Consider the following 13,410-nt stretch of genomic DNA (forward strand, 5'->3'; position numbering starts at 1 on the left):
CACCCGGCGTTTTGCTTGTCGAGTGCACGGTTGTTGCCACCGCTTCTCGATGTTTGCGTACACCAACCGTGCGTTCGGCGCCGTGGCCTGGCGGCATGTGCGAGCGTTGCCAGATCGGCAAAGGTGCTTGCCAATGCACGCGAGTGCGGGTCAAGCTCGAACCATGAGCGATTCACGTGTTCAGCAGGAGTGGGACGAGCGGTACTCGGGTGCCGAGCAGCTGTTCAGCGGACGACCCAACACCGTGCTCGTCGCCGAGGTGAGCGGCCTCACGCCCGGCCGCGCACTCGATGTCGGGTGCGGGGAAGGTGCCGACGCGGTGTGGCTGGCCACGATGGGGTGGACGGTCACCGGCCTCGACGTGTCGCAGGTGGCCCTGGATCGCGCCGCCAGCCGTGCGAAAAACGCTGGTGTCGAAGTGAACTGGCTGCGAGCCGACCTCGTCGAGGCGTCGCTGCCTGTCGGTGGATTCGACCTGGTGTCCGCGCAGTACCCGGCGTTGCGGTCATCGGAGAACCGGGACGCCGAACGCGCCCTCGTCACGGCGGTGGCTCCGGGAGGCGTCCTGCTCGTGGTGCACCACGCCGGGTTCGACGGCGAGGCGGCCAAGGCCCGCGGCTTCGACCCGGCCGACTACGTCTTCCCACCTGATGTGCTGTCGCTGCTCGGCAGCGACTGGGACGTCCACTTCGAGGAACGTCGCCCACGCGAGACTCCACTCGGCGACGATGAGCACCGGCATACCCACGATGCGGTCCTGCTGGCGCGCCGCCGCCCATAGCCTGTCCGTATGGGCGACATGAGCGCGGCGCGAATCGGATCCGATGCCGCTGCATGTCTTGTGGCCGGCGGCGCGGTGACCCTCGAAGACGGTTTGACCGACGACGAGTTCGCGCGCGTCGAGGAGTTGTTCGGCTTCGCGTTCGCCGACGACCATCGGGCGTTTCTGGCCGCCGGACTGCCGGTCGGGGCGTCGTGGCCGAACTGGCGTGGCGAGGGCCGTCAGAGCCTGCAGAAGCGGCTGCAGTTGCCGACCGAGGGAATCGTCTTCGACGTGGAATGGAGCGGATTCTGGGTCGACGGGTGGGGGCCGCGCCCGGCTCGGATGAAGGATGCACTGCGCTCAGCCAGGTATCAGATGGCGCGGGTCCCGCAGATGATCCCCGTGCATGCCCACCACTATCTGCCGGCCGGCAGTGGAACGTTCGGCCATCCGGTGCTGTCGATCATGCGGACCGACGTACGCCTCGCGGGGGCCGACTTGGCCGACCACCTGGCCCGGGAGTTCGCCACCGACGGAGACCAGCCGTCGGCCGCCGCTGCCACCGTCGAGTTCTGGTCGGATCTGATCGCCTGACTCCGCTCGATCTATCGTCGACGCATGCGGCTCACCAACGACTGCTACCTCGTCACTTTGCGCTTTCCGACCGGTGAGGAGCACTACTACCGCGACGGCGCCCGCTGGACGAAGCTGACCACTCGCGGTCGACGGATGCCGGCCACCGCCGAACAGGTGATGAACCATCTGCTGCCCGCCCTGGCCGGCGTGAAGTCCGGCGTCGAGGTCCGGGTGACGCACCGCGACCTCAGCGACGAGACGGGCCAGACACTGGACCGGCTCCGCAGCGGCTAGCGCAGGCCCCGTCAGCCGCTCAGCGACCGCGGCCGGTCCGGCCGGGTCTACGCGCGACCTTCCCCGCAGCGGCGCGCTTGGCCTGCTTCGCCAGCGTCTTCTCCCGTGCGGTGCGTTTCGGCGCCGGCTCGACCTGCCCCCGCGACGACCCGGGTTTGCGGCCACGGACGATCCCGATGAACTCCTCGAGCAGCGCAGGCTGCGGCCCCTCGGGGAAGGCCAGCGCCACGGGGCAGGCGGGCGCGTCGGTGATCGGGCGGTACGTGAGGTCCTTGCGGTGGTACAGCCGCGCCAGCGACTGTGGCACGATCAGCGCGCCGACCCCTGCGGCGACGAGTTCTGTTGCCGCCTCGGTGGTTTCGGGTCGGTGGTCGACCGGGGTGCCGGGCGCGTCCGCCCAGGCGACGACGTCGTCGAGCGGGAGCAGCACCGGCTCACCGGTGAGGTCCGCGGCGGTGACGGCGTCAACGGCGCTGACTACGTGGTCGGCCGGCACCACGACCACCGTGGTCTCTTCGTAGAGCGGGATGACGGCAAGCCCGGACGTGTCGGCCGGCAGCCGGAGCAACGCCACGTCGACGGTGCCGGCCCGCACGGCGGCGGCCGCCTCTGCCGCGGCGAGGGCGCACAACTGCAACGGGGTCTCGGGGTGGCGCTCCGCCCAGTTCCGCGCCCACTTCGCGGGCGTCCCGCCGGGGACGTAACCGAGGGTGAGTGAGGGCGGTGAGGACGAAGCCACCGCCTCAGGCTACCGATGGGCCTCCTCGATAGGCTCGGGTCATGAGCAGGCCGAACGCGCAGTCCATGAAGCCCGCCACGGCGGCCAAGAAGCTGGACGTGTATCTGCCCGCGACGCCGGCCGAGTTCCAGGAGAACCCGATCACCCGCTCCGAGCTCGCCGCCCTTCAGGCCGATCCGCCGCAGTGGCTCAAGGACCTCCGCAAGAACGGACCGCACCCGAAGAACCTCGTGGCCGCCAAGCTGGGCGTCTCGATCGCCGCCCTGGCGCGCAACGGCGTCGGGGATGCCCTCACCACCGAGCAGATCGATCAGCTGCTCGAGGAAAAGCCGGAGTGGCTGGTCGCGGAGCGCGAGAGCTATCAGGAGGTGCTGCGCGAGCAGCGACGCCTCAAGGCGCAGCGGGCCGACCAGGCTCGCGAGAGCTGACGTGAACAGCGGCAGCCGATGACCTCGCTGTACGGCTGGGTGCGCCGGAATCGAATCGCAGCGGCCACTGCGGCTTTCGTCGGCTATTCCGCTGTGATGCTCCGATTGGATGGCCGGATGCGCGCCGCGGGCGGCCCCGGCATCGTCGCGTTCGAGCTCGCGGGCACGGCCGCCAAGGCCGAGGACATCATGGGTCGGTGGGGACCGACCGGCCTCCGCGCGGCTCGCCAGTCGATGTGGCTCGACTTCGGTTACATGACCAGCTACGGGATCCTGCTCGCTCTGCTCGTCGACCGCCGCCGTCGAGGCCGGGGTCATCCGCAGTGGCTACCGGCCCTGGCCGCCGGTGCGGTCGCCGCCGACGCAGTCGAAGGAGTTGCGCTGCTGCGCGTGCTCGACCGGCGAGAGATGGCCGCGAATGCCCGCCGCGCCCACGTCGCGGCCTCCATCAAATTCGCCCTCATCGCCGCGGCGCTCGGGTATGCCGTCTACCCCGTGCGGCCTAGCGGAAGAACAGGTCGCTGAGGCGATCGACGAAGCGATCGATGCGCTGCTCGAGTCGGCTGCCCTTGACCCACTTCTCCCAGACGTAGATCAGACCGAACAACGCGACCACGACCCCGAGAACCAGAGCGGCGACGAGAACGGCTTCGACGGTCGTCGACATCGGCGATCAGCGACCAGCCGTCACAGCATGCAGGACACGCAGCCCTCGACTTCGGTTCCCTCCAAGGCCATTTGGCGCAGGCGGATGTAGTACAGCGTCTTGATGCCCTTGCGCCACGCGTAGATCTGCGCCTTGTTCACATCACGCGTCGTCGCGGTGTCCTTGAAGAACAGCGTCAGCGACAGACCCTGATCGACGTGCTGGGTCGCCGCGGCATACGTGTCGATGATCTTCTCGTAGCCGATCTCGTACGCGTCCTGGTAGTACTCCAGGTTGTCGTTGGTCAGGTACGGCGCCGGGTAGTAGACACGGCCGATCTTGCCTTCCTTGCGGATCTCGATCTTGCTCGCCACCGGGTGGATCGAGCTGGTCGAGTGGTTGATGTAGGAGATCGACCCCGTCGGCGGCACGGCCTGCAGGTTCTGGTTGTAGATGCCGTGCTGCTGCACCGATTCCTTGAGCCGGCGCCAGTCGTCCTGGTCCGGGATGCGGATCCCCGCATCGGCGAACAGCTGCCGCACCCGCTCGGTCTTGGGCTGCCACGGCTGCTCGGTGTACTTGTCGAAGAACTCCCCCGACGCATACTTGGAGCGCTCGAATCCCTTGAAGTGCGTGCCCCGTTCGATCGCAATGCGATTCGACGCCCGCAGCGCGTGGTAGAGCACCGTGTAGAAGTAGATGTTGGTGAAGTCCACACCCTCTTCGGATCCGTAGAAGATCCGCTCGCGCGCCAGGTAGCCGTGCAGGTTCATCTGCCCGAGGCCGATGGCGTGAGAGTCGTTGTTGCCCTGCTCGATCGACGGCACCGAGGTGATGTGCGTCTGGTCGCTCACGGCGGTCAGCGCACGAATGGCCACCTCGATGGTCTGCGCGAAATCCGGGGAGTCCATCGCCTTGGCGATGTTCAGCGAGCCCAGGTTGCAGGAGATGTCCTTGCCGACCTTCGAATAGGACAGGTCGTCGTTGAACTCCGAGGGCGTGGAGACCTGCAGGATCTCCGAGCACAGGTTCGAGTGGGTGATCTTGCCGTAGATGGGGTTCGACCGGTTCACCGTGTCCTCGTACATGATGTACGGGTAACCCGACTCGAACTGCAGCTCGGCGAGCGTCTGGAAGAACTCGCGCGCCTTGATCTTCGTCTTGCGGATCCGGCTGTCGTCGACCATCTCGTAGTACTTCTCGGTCACTGAGATGTCGGCGAACGGCAGCCCGTACACCCGCTCGACGTCGTAGGGCGAGAACAGGTACATGTCCTCGTTCTTCTTCGCCAGCTCGAACGTGATGTCCGGGATCACGACACCCAGCGAGAGCGTCTTGATGCGGATCTTCTCGTCGGCGTTCTCGCGTTTGGTGTCGAGGAAGCGGTAGATGTCCGGGTGGTGGGCGTGCAGGTACACCGCGCCCGCGCCCTGCCGGGCACCCAGCTGGTTGGCGTAGGAGAACGAGTCCTCGAGCAGCTTCATGATCGGGATGACGCCCGAGCTCTGGTTCTCGATGTTCTTGATCGGGGCGCCGTGCTCACGGATGTTGGTGAGCAGCAGGGCAACTCCGCCGCCGCGCTTGGACAGCTGCAGTGCGGAGTTGATGGAGCGCCCGATGGACTCCATGTTGTCCTCGATGCGCAGCAGGAAGCAGCTGACCGGTTCGCCGCGCTGCTTCTTGCCCGAGTTCAGGAACGTCGGCGTCGCCGGCTGGAACCGGCCGTCGATGATCTCGTCGACGAGCTTCTCGGCAAGCGTGGTGTCGCCGGCGGCCAGCGTCAGCGCCACCATCACGACGCGGTCCTCGAAACGCTCGAGGTAGCGCTTCCCGTCGAACGTCTTGAGCGTGTAGGAGGTGTAGTACTTGAACGCCCCGAGGAAGGTCGGGAAGCGGAACTTCTTGGCGTACGCGCGGTCGAGCAGCGTCTTGACGAAGTTGCGCGAGTACTGGTCGAGGACCTCGCGCTCGTAGTACTCCTTCTGGATCAGGTAGTCGAGCTTCTCGTCCTGATTGTGGAAGAACACCGTGTTCTGGTTGACGTGCTGCAGGAAGTACTCGCGGGCGGCGAGCACGTCCTTGTCGAACTGGATCTTGCCGTCCTTGTCGTACAAGTTCAGCATCGCGTTCAGCGCGTGGTAGTCGGTCTCCCCGGGCAGGGTGTGCGCGCCGGTGGTTACAGGCTCTGCAGCTGTGACGGTGGGTGACACGTCTGTTCCTTCCAGAAATTCGCCAGACCGGCGCGGACGGCGAGGACGTCGTCGACGGTCCCCATCAGTTCGAAGCGGTAGAGATAGGGCACGCCGCACTTACGGGACACCACATCGCCCGCGTAGCCGAACTCGGCGCCGAAGTTGGTGTTGCCCGCGGCGATGACGCCGCGGATCAACGACCGGTTGTGTTCGTTGTTGAGGAACGCGATGACCTGTTTGGGGACATAGCCCCCGGCATCGGGATCGGGCCCGTTGGCGTGCCCGCCGCCGTAGGTGGGCAGCACCAGCACGTAGGGCTCGTCGACCTCGATGCGGTCACGCAAAGGGATGCGGATGGCGGGCAGCTCCAGCTTCTCGACGAAGCGGTGCGTGTTCTCCGAGACGCTGGAGAAGTACACGATGTTGCCCATTGTTCGACCTCCGCTGACCGCGTACCCGCTCAGGCGGTGGCGGCCACCGCACCGGCGAGCGACTTGATCCGGTCGGGACGGAAGCCCGACCAGTGGTCGTTGCCGGCCACCACGACCGGAGCCTGCAGGTAACCCAGGGCCATGACGTAGTCACGCGCCTCGCTGTCGAGGGTGATGTCGACGACCTCGTAGGCGATGCCCTGCTTGTCCAGCGCCTTGTAGGTGGCGTTGCACTGCACGCATGCGGGCTTGGTGTACACGGTGACGGTCATCGGCGGTACGGCTCCTTACGCGAAACGGCGATAGTGAATCAACTCGGACTGGCAACTGCATCGGTACTTCATGCCGCTACGTTGTTCAGCGGTCCACAGGCTCCGGAAATTCCTGGTCGGCCGGGGTGCGTCTCCGGCGGACCGGATAGCCGATTGCACTGGATCCTGCGCTCCGGCCGGCCTCCGAACCCTGGTGGCCTGCCGGTAGGCAAGACACTACACCTAGTGGCCGACATCGCGGACAGATACAAGATGTTCTGAACAACATTCATGGAATTCCCAGGTCGTAAGCTCCGGCGGGCCCTTGCGTCCGGCGTGTCGCCACGCCGGACGCAAGGTGTGTCGCTATATCTGGGTAGGTCTACCACCGGCCACTGACAGCCCGCCCGGGGTGGAAGTCGTCCAGATGCGCCCAGCAAACGCTTGCGGCCACTGGGCCGTCCGGTCGTCCACCGGCGCAGCCCTCACCCGACCGAGGCGACGAGCTTTCCGAGCACGTCGCCCACGGCCGTGACCACGTCGGCGCTTTCACGGGGGTGTGCACCGTGCAACGACGACGCCGGTACCGACAGTTCGAGGTCCTCGATCACGCGCGCGCCCGCGATGCCGAAGGACTTGCGGGTCTCGTCGTGGGCCCACTTCCCGCCGTAGCGGCCGAGCGCGGCGCCCACCACCGCGAGCGGCTTGTCCATGAGCGCGCCGTCGCCCCACGGTCGAGACAGCCAGTCGATCGCGTTCTTGAGAACCCCCGGGATGCTTCCGTTGTATTCGGGCGTGATCACCAACGCGGCGTCGGCGTCGGCGGCCGCGGCGCGAAGCGCCCGCACCGGCTCGGGCACCGAGTCGGTGTCGAGGTCCTCGTTGTAGAAGGGCACCTCGGCGAGGCCGTCGAAGACGCGCAGCGTGACGCCGTCGGGAGCGGTGTCGACCGCCACCTCGGCGAGCTGACGGTTGATCGACGCCTTTCGCAGGCTCCCGACGAGCACCAGGACATTCATATCCGTCATGGGCGGTTCCTTTCTCGTGACATCCACCGGCACAGCTTAACCGGACCACGGTCCGGTTAATTCCGGCTGGGATAAGGTCGACGGTGTGAGCGCCCCCGACCGGTTTGCCCCGCTCCCGGTGACCGACACGCCGCAGGAGCGTGGCGACGCCGCGCGCAACCGCGCGCTGTTGCTCGACGCGGCGCGCCGGCTCATCGCCGAGCGCGGTGCCGGGGCGGTCAGTACCGACGACATCGCCGCGGCGGCCGGGGTGGGCAAAGGAACGCTGTTCCGGCGCTTCGGCAGCCGGGCCGGCCTGATGGTGGTGCTGCTCGACGAGAACGAGAAAGCCCACCAGCAGGCCTTCATGTTCGGGCCGCCCCCGCTCGGGCCCGGCGCTCCCCCGCTGGAACGCCTGATCGCCTACGGCAGGGCCCGGCTCGCGTTCGTCCATGACCATCACGCCCTGCTGTCGGACGCCGGACGCGATCCGCAGACGCGGTTCACCGGCCCCAGCGCCCTGCACCACACCCATGTGCGGGTGCTGCTGCAGTCGGCCGGCACCACCGGTGACCTCGACGCGCAGACCACCGCGCTGAGCGCCCTGCTCGACGCCGACTACGTCGAACACCGCCTCGCCGAGGGCGCGACCCTCGACGAGCTGGGCGATGCGTGGGAAACGGTGGCCGTCAAACTCTGCGGGCGCTGACCGTGGGCCGCTGGATCCTACACGTCGACCTCGACCAGTTCCTCGCGGCGGTCGAGCTGCGCAGGCACCCCGAACTGGAGGGGTTGCCCGTCATCGTCGGCGGCAGCGGGGATCCGACCGAGCCCCGCAAGGTGGTCACGTGCGCGTCGTACCGGGCACGCGAGTTCGGCGTGCACGCCGGGATGCCCCTGCGGGTGGCGGCGCGCCGCTGCCCCGACGCGACGTTCCTGCCGTCGGACACCGCCGCATACGACGAGGCGTCCGACCAGGTCATGGGTTTGCTGCGCGATCTGGGTCATCCGGTCGAGGTGTGGGGCTGGGACGAGGCCTACGTCGGGGCCGATGTCGAGGATCCGTTCGCACTCGCCGAACGGATCCGCGAGGTGGTCGCCGGGACCGGCCTGTCGTGTTCGGTCGGCATCAGCGACAACAAGCAGCGCGCCAAGGTCGCCACCGGGTTCGGCAAACCGGCCGGGGTGTTCTCGCTCACCGACGCCAACTGGATGGCCGTGATGGGTGACCGGCCGGTCGACGCACTCTGGGGGGTGGGACCCAAGACCGCGAAAAAGCTTGCGAGTCTGGGCATCACCACGGTGTCCGACCTCGCCGCCACCGACGCCGCGGTTCTGACGTCGGCGTTCGGCCCGACCACCGGACTGTGGATCCTGTTGCTGGCCAAGGGCGGCGGCGACAGCGAGGTCAGCCCACAGCCGTGGGTTCCGCGCTCGCGCAGCCACGTGATCACCTTCCCGCAGGACCTCACCGACCGCGCGGACATGGAATCGGCGGTGGCCCGCCTGGCCGCACAGACGCTGGCCGAGGTCGTCGACGCCGGCCGCGTGGTCACCCGTGTCGCGGTGACGGTGCGCACCAGCACCTTCTACACCAGGACGAAGATCCGCAAGCTGGCCGCCGCCGGCACCGACCTCGACCTCATCACCGCGACCGCACTCGACGTGCTGGCGCTGTTCGACCTCGACCGGCCGATCCGCCTCCTCGGGGTACGGCTCGAACTGGCCATGCCCGAATGGGTTGTCGGCGCGAACCCATAGCGTGGGCGCCATGCTCTCGACCGTCGCCATCCGCGGCTACCGCTCGCTGCGCGATGTGGTGCTCCCGCTGCGCCGGCTGACCGTGGTGACCGGCGCCAACGGCAGCGGCAAATCGTCGCTGTACCGGGCGCTGGGACTGCTGGCCGACTGCGGCCGCGGTGAGGTGATCGGATCGCTGGCCCGCGAGGGCGGGTTGGAGTCCGTGCTGTGGGCCGGCCCCGAACAGACCGCGGGCGCCCGCCGCACCGGCACGACCGAGGGCACCGTGCGCACCCGGCCCGTATCACTTGAACTCGGTTACGCCGCAGACGATCTGGGATACCTGGTCGACCTGGGCCTGCCGCAGCACGCCGGCCCGGGCTCGCTGTTCGCCCGTGATCCCCAGATCAAACGCGAAGCGGTGTTCGCCGGGCAGGTGATGCGCCCCGCCGCCACCCTGGTGCGTCGCGGCAGTCAGTACGCCGAGGCGAGCGCCGAATCCGGGCGCGGCTTCGACGAACTGACCCGCTCGTTGCCGTCGCATCGCAGCGTGCTCGCCGAATACGCCGGCGCGCTGCCGGAACTGGCCGCGGTGCGCGACCGGCTGCGGAACTGGCGGTTCTACGACGGGTTCCGCGTGGACGCCGCGGCGCCCGCCCGTCGCCCGCAGGTGGGCACCCGCACCCCGGTGCTCTCCGCCGACGGCGGCGATCTGGCTGCCGCCGTGCAGACGATCGTCGAGGCGGGTCACGACGACCTCGCCCGCGCGGTCGCAGACGCGTTCGACGGCGCGACGGTCCACATCGCCGTGCACGACGGGCTGTTCGACCTGCAGCTGCGCCAGCCGGGGATGTTGAGGCCGTTGAGGTGCGCCGAATTGTCCGACGGCACACTGCGTTTCCTGCTGTGGGCGGCGGCGCTTCTCAGTCCCGAGCCGCCGTCGCTGATGGTGCTCAACGAACCGGAGACGTCCATGCATCCCGACCTCGTCCGGCCGCTGGCGGCGCTGGTCACCGCGGCCGCGGCGCGGACACAGGTCGTCGTCGTCACGCACTCCCCGGCGATGATCGACCTGCTCGGCGCGGTGCCGCTGGATGAGGACGGCGACGCGGTCCGGCTCACGCTGTACAAGGAGTTCGGCGAGACCCGCGTCGACGGGCAGGGTCTGCTGAGCACCCCACCGTGGGACTGGGGTAAGCGGTGATCAGCGGCGCGGCCGAAGGGCACGGGAGAACAGCACGTTGACCTGTCGCATCGCCACGCTGTACGGCCACCACATGGTGCGCTTGAACAAGTAGAACGCCCGGATGTCGGGCGAGGTGTAGATCAGGTAGCGGTTGCGGCGCACGCCGGTCAGGATGCGCTCGGCGGCCCGTTCCGGTGACACCGCGTGCCCGCTGAACCGGCTCGTCCACTTCTGCACGTTCGGGTCCTCGCGGTCGACGCCGGCGATCTGAACGGTCTGCACCAGTGGGGTTTTCACCGCGCCGGGCACCACCACCGACACTCCGATGCGATGGCGCGCGAGGTCGAAGCGCAGCACTTCGGACAGGCCGCGCAAACCGTACTTGCTGGCGCTGTAGGCGGCGTGCCACGGCAGGGCGACCAGCCCGGCCGCCGACGACACGTTGACCAGCTGGCCACCCCGGCGTGCCTCGATCATCGGCGGCACGAACGTCTCGATGACGTGGATGGGTCCCATCAGGTTGACGTCGATCATCGACTTCCAGTGCTGGTGGGTCAGGCGGTCGACGGTGCCCCACGCCGAGACGCCGGCGATGTTCATCACGACGTCCATCGCGGGGTGCGCGGCGTGGATGTCGGCGGCGAACTGCACGACGGCGTCGTAGTCGGAGATGTCGAGTGCCCGGTGCACCGCGACCTTGCCGCCGAGCGCGCGGGCATCGGCGACCGTGGTCTCCAACCCCTCGGCGTCCCGGTCGGTGAGGAACAGTTCGGCGCCCTCGCGGGCCAGTCGCAGCGCGGTGGCCCGCCCGATTCCGCTGGCCGCGCCGGTGAGGAGACAACGCTTTCCGGTGAATCCGCTGCCCTGCGTCATGGCGGTGACCCTACCTGCCGGCTGGGACGCTCAGCCCTCACGCAGGTCGGAACCACCCCACAGGGCGTACAGCCAGAGCCGCTCGACCACCTCGACCGCACGTGCCGGGTCGTCCCCGCGGCCGACGAAGGCACTGTCCTGGGTCAGCGTCATGGACGTGGTGGCGGTCAGCATCCGCACCAGCGCGGGCAGGTCGTCGGAGATCGGCCGGGCGCCCTCGTCCTGACGCACCAGCCCGACGATCTTGTCGATGACGGTGTCCTCGAAGTCGTTCATGATCTCGCGGATCTGCGCGTCGGTGCTCTGCGCCAGCTTGCACGCCCGCATGATCGGGTCGTTGCTGGCGAACACGGCGGCGGCGTAGCCGACCATGCGCTCGGCGAAATCCGACGGGGATTCGCCGGCTTCGCGCGGCGCGAAGTCGTGGGTCAGTTTGTCGAGTTCGGCCATGGCGTCGGCGACGATCACGGCCAGCACCGCGTACTTGGAGTCGAAGTAGAAATAGAACCCGGAACGGGCGACGCCGGCCCTTTCGCTGATCGTGCTCACCGACAGGTCGGCGAACGGCCGCTCCTGGAGTAGCTCGCGGACCGCGCCGACGATCGCGTCGCGTTGCCGGTCACCGCGGCTGCGGCGGATCTCGGGCGTGGCCGATTCGGCGGTCATGACATTAAACCTTGGCACCGCGGCACGCCAGAACAAAACTTGACATGCGTCAAGTGTGTTGGTCAGGATGTGCAGGAGGTGACGTCCACCACAGCGTTGTGACCAGCAGGAGCGTTCAGATGGCGACCATCAGCACCCCGGATTATCTGCTCGACCAGGCCAGGCGGCGGTTCACGCCGACGCTGAACACCATCCCCGGGATGGGAGCCGTAGAGAAGCGGTTGCGCACCAGGCTGGAGAACAACGAGTGGAAGCAGTTCGTGCTGGCCGAGCCACCGGCGGGCAGCGGACTCAAGCCGGTGATGGGTGATTCGGGTCTTCCGGTGCTCGGCCACATGATCGAGACGTTCCGCGGCGGCCCGGACTATCTGCTCCAGGTGTACAAGACCTACGGTCCGCTGCACTACGCGTACTCCCCCGCTCTGCCCGCGGTCGTCGCCCTCGGGCCCGACGCCACCCAGGCCGTCTTCTCGAACAAGAACAAGGACTTCTCGCAGCGCGGCTGGCATCCGGTCATCGGCCCGTTCTTCAACCGGGGTCTGATGATGCTCGACTTCGATGAGCACATGTACCACCGCCGGATCATGCAGGAGGCCTTCACCCGCAGCCGGCTGACCGGGTACGTCGAGCACATCGACCGCGTCGCCTCCCAGGTGATCGCCGGCGACTGGGTGGAGAACGACCCGCGGTTCCTGTTCTATCCAGCCGTCAAGGAACTGACGCTCGACATCGCCTCGGTGGTGTTCATGGGCCACGAGCCGGGGACCGACAAGGAACTCGTCACCAAGGTCAACGACGCGTTCACGATGACGACCCGGGCCGGCGGGGCCATCATCCGCACGGCACTGCCGCCGTTCAAGTGGTGGCGTGGGCTGCAGGCGCGCAAGGTCCTCGACGACTACTTCGAGGCACGGGTCAAGGAGAAGCGCGGTTCGGACGGCACCGACATGCTCACGGTGCTGTGTCACACCGCTGACGAGGACGGCAACACGTTCTCCGACCAGGACATCGTCAACCACATGATCTTCCTGATGATGGCGGCCCACGACACCTCGACCTCCACGCTGACGACGATGGCCTACCACCTGTCGCGCAATCCGGAGTGGCAGGAGCGCTGCCGCGAGGAGTCCGAGCGTCTGGGCGACGGTCCGCTCGACATCGAGGCGCTGGAGAAGCTCGAGACCCTCGACCTGGTGATGAACGAGGCGCTGCGCCTGGTGACGCCGCTGCCGTTCAACGTGCGTCAGACCGTACGTGACACCGAGCTGCTGGGCCACTACCTGCCGGCCAACACGAACGTGGTGACCTGGCCGTCGGTGAACCATCACCTGCCGGAGTTGTGGACCGATCCCGAGAAGTTCGATCCGGCGCGCTTCGCCGAACCGCGCAACGAACACAAGCGGCACCGGTACGCGTTCGCGCCGTTCGGCGGCGGAGCGCACAAGTGCATCGGCATGGTGTTCGGCCAGCTGGAGATCAAGACCGTGATGCACCGGCTGCTGCGCCGCTACCGCCTGGAGCCGCCACGCCCCGGTTACGTCTCGAAGCTGGACTACGCGGGCATGCCGGTGCCGATGGACGGTATGCCGATCGTGCTGCGCCCGTTGCGCTGACCGGC

The 13,410-nt window shown here is 67.9% G+C and carries 17 protein-coding genes; 9 read left to right on the forward strand and 8 right to left on the reverse strand.

Annotation, left to right across the window (positions count from 1 at the left end):
* The first annotated feature begins 163 nt into the window (after nucleotides 1–163).
* Genes G6N30_RS12260 through G6N30_RS12270 form a run of 3 tightly spaced genes read left to right on the forward strand, consistent with a single transcriptional unit; the run spans nucleotide 164 to nucleotide 1,633 of the window.
* Nucleotides 164–781 (forward strand): class I SAM-dependent methyltransferase, encoded by a 618-nt coding sequence (locus G6N30_RS12260; RefSeq protein WP_197906170.1) that lies wholly within the window; start codon nucleotides 164–166, stop codon nucleotides 779–781.
* Between the two features lie 9 nt (nucleotides 782–790).
* Complete coding sequence (locus G6N30_RS12265) at nucleotides 791–1,357, forward strand: hypothetical protein (RefSeq protein ID WP_134053120.1); 567 nt, start codon at nucleotides 791–793, stop codon at nucleotides 1,355–1,357.
* A 24-nt stretch (nucleotides 1,358–1,381) separates the two neighbouring features.
* Complete coding sequence (locus G6N30_RS12270) at nucleotides 1,382–1,633, forward strand: hypothetical protein (RefSeq protein WP_134053122.1); 252 nt, start codon at nucleotides 1,382–1,384, stop codon at nucleotides 1,631–1,633.
* A gap of 19 nt (nucleotides 1,634–1,652) precedes the next feature.
* Here the strand turns inward: G6N30_RS12270 and G6N30_RS12275 are convergent, their stop codons facing one another.
* A complete protein-coding gene (locus G6N30_RS12275; RefSeq protein WP_134053124.1) occupies nucleotides 1,653–2,372 on the reverse strand; it encodes a LysR family transcriptional regulator substrate-binding protein in 720 nt (239 codons plus the stop codon).
* A 41-nt stretch (nucleotides 2,373–2,413) separates the two neighbouring features.
* On the opposite strand from G6N30_RS12275, the gene G6N30_RS12280 reads away from it, so the two are divergent.
* Together G6N30_RS12280 and G6N30_RS12285 are read left to right on the forward strand one after the other, a co-directional pair.
* The gene (locus G6N30_RS12280) at nucleotides 2,414–2,800 is read left to right on the forward strand and encodes a DUF5997 family protein (protein WP_134053126.1); all 387 of its coding nucleotides are present in this window, start codon (nucleotides 2,414–2,416) and stop codon (nucleotides 2,798–2,800) included.
* A 96-nt stretch (nucleotides 2,801–2,896) separates the two neighbouring features.
* Entirely contained in the window at nucleotides 2,897–3,325 is a 429-nt protein-coding gene (locus G6N30_RS12285; RefSeq protein WP_134053128.1) for a hypothetical protein, read from the forward strand.
* Here G6N30_RS12285 and G6N30_RS26920 read toward each other — a convergent pair.
* The 5 genes from G6N30_RS26920 to G6N30_RS12305 all read right to left on the reverse strand — a co-directional run bounded on the left by G6N30_RS26920 (nucleotide 3,303) and on the right by G6N30_RS12305 (nucleotide 7,348).
* On the reverse strand, nucleotides 3,303–3,467 hold the full coding sequence (locus tag G6N30_RS26920) for a hypothetical protein (protein ID WP_166674581.1): 165 nt from the start codon (nucleotides 3,465–3,467) through the stop codon (nucleotides 3,303–3,305). The genes G6N30_RS12285 and G6N30_RS26920 overlap by 23 nt on opposite strands.
* Before the next feature lie 20 nt (nucleotides 3,468–3,487).
* The gene (gene nrdE / locus G6N30_RS12290; RefSeq protein ID WP_179965626.1) at nucleotides 3,488–5,605 is read right to left on the reverse strand and encodes a class 1b ribonucleoside-diphosphate reductase subunit alpha; all 2,118 of its coding nucleotides are present in this window, start codon (nucleotides 5,603–5,605) and stop codon (nucleotides 3,488–3,490) included.
* A gap of 17 nt (nucleotides 5,606–5,622) precedes the next feature.
* Nucleotides 5,623–6,069 (reverse strand): class Ib ribonucleoside-diphosphate reductase assembly flavoprotein NrdI, encoded by a 447-nt coding sequence (gene nrdI, locus G6N30_RS12295; RefSeq protein WP_134053132.1) that lies wholly within the window; start codon nucleotides 6,067–6,069, stop codon nucleotides 5,623–5,625.
* A 29-nt stretch (nucleotides 6,070–6,098) separates the two neighbouring features.
* Nucleotides 6,099–6,341: a redoxin NrdH gene (locus tag G6N30_RS12300; RefSeq protein ID WP_134053134.1), complete on the reverse strand. Its 243-nt coding sequence runs from the start codon at nucleotides 6,339–6,341 to the stop codon at nucleotides 6,099–6,101.
* Between the two features lie 464 nt (nucleotides 6,342–6,805).
* Complete coding sequence (locus tag G6N30_RS12305) at nucleotides 6,806–7,348, reverse strand: NAD(P)H-dependent oxidoreductase (RefSeq protein ID WP_134053136.1); 543 nt, start codon at nucleotides 7,346–7,348, stop codon at nucleotides 6,806–6,808.
* An 85-nt stretch (nucleotides 7,349–7,433) separates the two neighbouring features.
* Here G6N30_RS12305 and G6N30_RS12310 point away from each other — a divergent pair, with 85 nt between their 5' ends.
* Genes G6N30_RS12310 through G6N30_RS12320 form a run of 3 tightly spaced genes read left to right on the forward strand, consistent with a single transcriptional unit; the run spans nucleotide 7,434 to nucleotide 10,271 of the window.
* Nucleotides 7,434–8,036, forward strand: a complete 603-nt coding sequence (locus G6N30_RS12310) for a TetR/AcrR family transcriptional regulator (protein ID WP_134053138.1) — start codon at nucleotides 7,434–7,436, stop codon at nucleotides 8,034–8,036.
* Between the two features lie 2 nt (nucleotides 8,037–8,038).
* Nucleotides 8,039–9,088, forward strand: coding sequence for a DNA polymerase IV (locus tag G6N30_RS12315; protein WP_134053140.1), 1,050 nt, complete (start codon nucleotides 8,039–8,041; stop codon nucleotides 9,086–9,088).
* 10 nt (nucleotides 9,089–9,098) lie between these two features.
* Nucleotides 9,099–10,271 carry an AAA family ATPase gene (locus tag G6N30_RS12320; RefSeq protein WP_134053142.1) on the forward strand — a complete coding sequence of 391 codons (1,173 nt, stop codon included), beginning with the start codon at nucleotides 9,099–9,101 and terminating at the stop codon, nucleotides 10,269–10,271.
* On the opposite strand, the gene G6N30_RS12325 is transcribed toward G6N30_RS12320, so the two are convergent.
* Complete coding sequence (locus tag G6N30_RS12325; RefSeq protein WP_134053144.1) at nucleotides 10,272–11,126, reverse strand: SDR family oxidoreductase; 855 nt, start codon at nucleotides 11,124–11,126, stop codon at nucleotides 10,272–10,274.
* A 30-nt stretch (nucleotides 11,127–11,156) separates the two neighbouring features.
* Nucleotides 11,157–11,792: a TetR/AcrR family transcriptional regulator gene (locus G6N30_RS12330; protein WP_134053146.1), complete on the reverse strand. Its 636-nt coding sequence runs from the start codon at nucleotides 11,790–11,792 to the stop codon at nucleotides 11,157–11,159.
* Nucleotides 11,793–11,911: 119 nt separating this feature from the next.
* On the opposite strand from G6N30_RS12330, the gene G6N30_RS12335 reads away from it, so the two are divergent.
* Nucleotides 11,912–13,405, forward strand: coding sequence for a cytochrome P450 (locus tag G6N30_RS12335; RefSeq protein ID WP_134053149.1), 1,494 nt, complete (start codon nucleotides 11,912–11,914; stop codon nucleotides 13,403–13,405).
* Nucleotides 13,406–13,410: the final 5 nt, after the last annotated feature.

This window comes from Mycolicibacterium litorale, from assembly GCF_010731695.1.
In the GTDB taxonomy this organism is placed as follows: domain Bacteria; phylum Actinomycetota; class Actinomycetes; order Mycobacteriales; family Mycobacteriaceae; genus Mycobacterium; species Mycobacterium litorale.